Source organism: Achromobacter sp., assembly GCF_057314935.1.
This window is the reverse complement of sequence record NZ_DBHKZA010000170.1, coordinates 1-4416: the sequence shown is the minus strand read 5'-3', so window position 1 is coordinate 4416 and position 4416 is coordinate 1. Positions and strand designations below refer to the sequence as shown.

General features: G+C 66.4%; 3 protein-coding genes. All 3 read right to left on the bottom strand.

Annotated elements, in window-relative coordinates:
- Nucleotides 1-242 precede the first annotated feature (242 nt).
- The 3 genes from ACO6D5_RS29670 to puuE are packed head-to-tail and all read right to left on the bottom strand — an operon-like array spanning nucleotide 243 to nucleotide 4149.
- Nucleotides 243-1472, bottom strand: coding sequence for a M20 family metallopeptidase (locus ACO6D5_RS29670; RefSeq protein WP_485827378.1), 1230 nt, complete (start codon nucleotides 1470-1472; stop codon nucleotides 243-245).
- The gene (locus tag ACO6D5_RS29665; protein ID WP_485827377.1) at nucleotides 1469-3193 is read right to left on the bottom strand and encodes a hydantoinase/carbamoylase family amidase; all 1725 of its coding nucleotides are present in this window, start codon (nucleotides 3191-3193) and stop codon (nucleotides 1469-1471) included. The genes ACO6D5_RS29670 and ACO6D5_RS29665 overlap by 4 nt, the downstream gene beginning before the upstream one ends.
- Nucleotides 3194-3204: 11 nt before the next feature.
- Entirely contained in the window at nucleotides 3205-4149 is a 945-nt protein-coding gene (gene puuE, locus ACO6D5_RS29660) for an allantoinase PuuE (RefSeq protein WP_485827376.1), read from the bottom strand.
- Nucleotides 4150-4416 lie beyond the last annotated feature (267 nt).

Sequence of the window (4416 nt, the reverse complement as noted above, 5' to 3'; positions counted from 1 at the left end):
TCGTGGGCGAAAGCCTGGTGGGCGTGCTGATGGCGGCCATCATCGGCGCGGCGGGCACCGATGCGCCGCTTGCGATTGCGGGCGAGGGCTTCGCGACCGCCGCTTCGTATCTTGGGCTGGCGGTCTTCGTGATGGTGGCGGTGCTGTTCTGGCGCCGCGTGATGCGGCTGGCCTAGTGCCTGGCCGGGAAGGCGGCCTGCCAGCGGCCGGCCTGCCGGCCCGGGGCGCTGCGCGCAGGCGGATCAGGCCGGCTTGAGCAGATCGGACAGCGTGCGCGCAATGACTTTCGTCGCGCGGCGCAGATCTTCCAGCACCACGCGTTCATCATTGCGCTTGGCGTGCGATTCCAGCACCGTGCGGGGACCGGCGCCGTAGATCACGCCGGGGATGCCGGCTTCGGCATACAGGCGCACGTCGGTGTACAACGGGGTGCCCATGGCGGGTATGGGTTCGCCGAAGAGGGCTTCCCCGTGCTTCTGGATGGCGCTGACCAGCGGCTGATTGCCGGGCAGGGGGCGCATCGAGTTGGCCAGCAACAGGCGCTTGATCTCGACCGTGATGCCCGGCGAGGATGCCGCGGCTTCCTGGATGATCCGGCGGATGTCCGCTTCGACTTCGGCGGCGTTTTCTTCGGGGATCATGCGGCGGTCCAGTTTGAAGCTGACCTTGCCGGGCACCACGTTGGTGTTGGTGCCCCCTTCGATGCGGCCGACATTCAGATACGGGTGCGTGATGCCCGGAACGTCGGATGTCACTTGCTGGTACCGCGCGTTCTGCGCATACAACGCATTCAGGATCTTGACCGCGCCTTGCAGCGCGTCTACGCCGCTGGCCGGAATGGCGGCGTGCGCCATCTTGCCGTGCACGGTCACTTCCATTTGCAGGCAGCCGTTGTGCGCCGTCACCACTTCGTAGCTGAAGCCCGCTGCGATCAGCAGGTCGGGCCGGGTCAGGCCCTGGGCCAGCAGCCAGCCCGGCCCGAGCAGGCCGCCGAACTCTTCGTCATACGTGAAGTGCAGCTCGACCGCGCCGTGGCCGGGCTTGGCCACGGCTTCCAGCGCGCGCACCGCGAACGTGAAACTGGCGAAGTCGCTCTTGCTGACGGCCGACGCGCGGCCGTAGAGGCTGCCGTCTTCGACTTCGCCGCCATAGGGGTCGTGCTGCCAGCCGTCGCCCGGGGGCACCACGTCGCCATGCGCATTGAGCGCGATGCGGCGGCCGGGGCCGTACTCGCGCCGCACGATCAGGTTGGTGATGGATTCCAGGCCGTAGTCCTTCACGGCGTCCGCCGGCACCGGATGCGCCTCGGCCTCGAAGCCAAAGTCTTGCAGCAGTTCGGCGGTGCGCACCGCGTGCGGCGCATTGTTGCCGGGCGGCGTGTCAGTGGGCACGCGCACCAGGGCCTGCAGGAAGCGGACTTCCTCGTCAAAGTGGGCGTCAACCCAGGCGTCCAGGCGGTCGTAGTCGGTCATTTTGAATGTGAGGAGTCGTTGGCAAGGTCGTCCAGCAGGCGCTGCATGGCAAACGCGGCAAGCTGGATGTCGTCGCTGGTGGTGGATTCACGGGGGTTGTGGCTGATGCCGGCGTTCTGCCCGCGCACAAACAGCATGGCTTGCGGCATGACCTCGTGCAGCTTCATCGCGTCGTGGCCCGCGCCGCTGGGCATGCGGTAGAGCGGGACGCCCAACGCGTCGACGGCGCGTTCCCAGCGCAGTTGCCACGCGGGATCGCTGGGGGCGGCCGCGGCGCGCATGGTTTCTTCAAGGGTGTAGCGCAAGCCGCGCCGCTGGCAGATGGCGGCCAGCTCGGCCAGCACGTCGTTGACCAGCGCATCGCGTTGCGGGTCGCTGGGGGCGCGCAAGTCCAGGCTGAAGCGGCATTCGCCCGGCACGACGTTGATCGAACCGTTCGGGACTTCAAGCATCCCGATCGTGCCGACGGAGTCACCGTCCTGGGCCGCGCGCCGCTCGACGTACAGCGCCAGTTCGGCCGTGGCCGTGGCGGCGTCGCGGCGCCGGTCCATCGGCGTGGTGCCGGCGTGGCAGGCCATGCCGAATATCTGCACCATGTAGCGCACGCTGCCGTTGATGGACGTGACGATGCCCAGCGGCAGGCCCATTTCGAACAGCACCGGTCCTTGTTCGATATGCACTTCGATAAAGCCCAGGTAGCGCGAGGCATCGCGGCGCAACGCCGGAATATCGTCGATGCGCAGACCCGCCTGCTGCATGGCCTCGCGCATGGTGATGCCTTGCGCGTCTTTCTGATCCAGCCATTCGGGCTTGAAATCGCCGATCAGCGCGCCAGAGCCCAGGAAAGTGGCGCGGTAGCGCTGGCCTTCCTCTTCGGCAAAGCCGATCACTTCCAGGTGGTACGGCAGGCGCCGTCCCTGGCGGTGCAATTCGCGCACGCACGCCATCGGCACGAAGATGCCCAGCCGGCCGTCGTATTTGCCGCCGTTGCGCACGGTGTCGAAATGGCTGCCCGTCATCAGCGTGGGGGCCTCGGCGCGGTCCGCTCGGTAGCGGCCGACCACGTTGCCGACCGCGTCTATGTCGACCTCGTCGAAGCCGCACTCGCGCATCCATTGCGAGATGCGCTGGGCGCAGGCGCGATGGGCGTCGGTCAGGTAGGTGACGGTGAGCTGGCCCTTTTCGGCGTAGCCGGGGTCGCTATGCTGGCTGAGCGTTTCGTGCCAGTCCCAGATGTCGTTGCCTGTCGACAGGTCGATGCCGAAGTCGCCGCCCAACCGGATTTCGGCCATGCGGTGAATGCTGCGCAGCGCTTCCTGGTGTTCGACATCCGGCGGGTTGTCCAGGCGGCGCACGAGCTCGTCGATGATCTGCCGGGGAGTGAGCGGGATGCCGCGCGGGTCGCGCCCGGCGTGGACGAACGGAAAGCCGAAGCGGTCGCTGTAATGCGCGCGCAGCTGCTGAAGGCGCGTCAGCGCGTCGGGGGTGAAATCGGTCACGTCCGACAGTTCCGGCTGGGCGCGGATCAGTGCGAGCCGGGTGTCGGCATCCGCGCTATCGACGACGTGGCGCAACTGGTGCTGCAACTGCGCAAGCGACCGGAAGGGACGCGCCCGCAAGGCCTGGCGGGCGATCCATGGCGATTGCGCATACAGGTTGTCCAGCATGGCCGCGGCCTCGTCGGGGGGGGCGGCGTTAAGTTGTTCCAGGGTTGAAACCATGGTCATTACCCTTAGCGATTCGGCAGATAGGGATGCGTGGCCTTCCAGTGGCGGGCGATGTCCAGCCGGCGGCACACCCACACGCGGTCGTGGCTGGCGACGTGATCCAGGAAACGCTGCAGCGCGGTGATGCGCCCCGGACGCCCCAACAGGCGGCAGTGCATGCCGATGCTGAGCATCTTGGGCGAGTCCTCGCCTTCGGCGTAGAGCACGTCGAAGCTGTCTTTCAGATACTGGAAGAAGGGATCGGCGTGCGAATAGCCCTGGGGCAAGGCGAAACGCATGTCGTTGCAGTCCAGCGTGTAAGGCACGATCAGTTGCGGCACGACGCTGCCATCGGTCTTTTGCACCTGCATCCAGAAGGGCAGGTCGTCGCCGTAATAGTCGCTGTCGTACTCGAAGCCGCCGTCGTCGGCCACCAGGCGGCGGGTGCGCGGGCTGTCGCGCCCCGTGTACCAGCCCAGAGGGCGGGTGCCGGTGAGCCGGGTGATGGCGTCCATGCCCAGATGCATGTGTTCGCGCTCGGTGGCTTCGTCCACGTTCTGATAATGGACCCAGCGCCAGCCGTGGCATGCGATCTCGTGGCCGAGTTCGACGAATGCCGTGGTCAGCTCGGGATGGCGCTGCAACGCCATGCCGACGCCAAAGACCGTCAGCGGCAGCTGCCGCTTTTCGAATTCGCGCAGGATGCGCCACACGCCCGCGCGCGATCCGTATTCATAAATGCCTTCCATGCTGAGGTGGCGATCGGGGTAGCTGGCGGGATTGAACATTTCGGACAGGAACTGTTCAGATCCGGCGTCGCCGTGCAGCACGCTGTTCTCGCCGCCTTCCTCGTAATTCAGCACGAATTGCACGGCGATACGGGCGCGCCCGGGCCATTGCGCGTGCGGCGGGTTCCGGCCGTAGCCGATGAGGTCGCGGGGATAGGCTAGCGTGGAGTCGTAGGTATGCATGAAGAGGGCGGGCAGGGAGCCGGATTCGACAAGCGGGCGCCGCAGGGCGGTCGCGTCATGTTCGGCTAAACAATAGCGGGAAAGCAAGTATCTGTATACAATTTATGTACATAACTGAGGAAAACCATGATGCCGGCTTGCGCTCACACGCATGCCGGCACCCTTCAACGCAGATCGCCCGCGGGCCAGCCCATGGCCCCGAAACCGGCTTCAGCCGTTGCGGTACAAAAAGCTGTAGGCGTTGATCGCCGGCACCCCTCCCAGGTG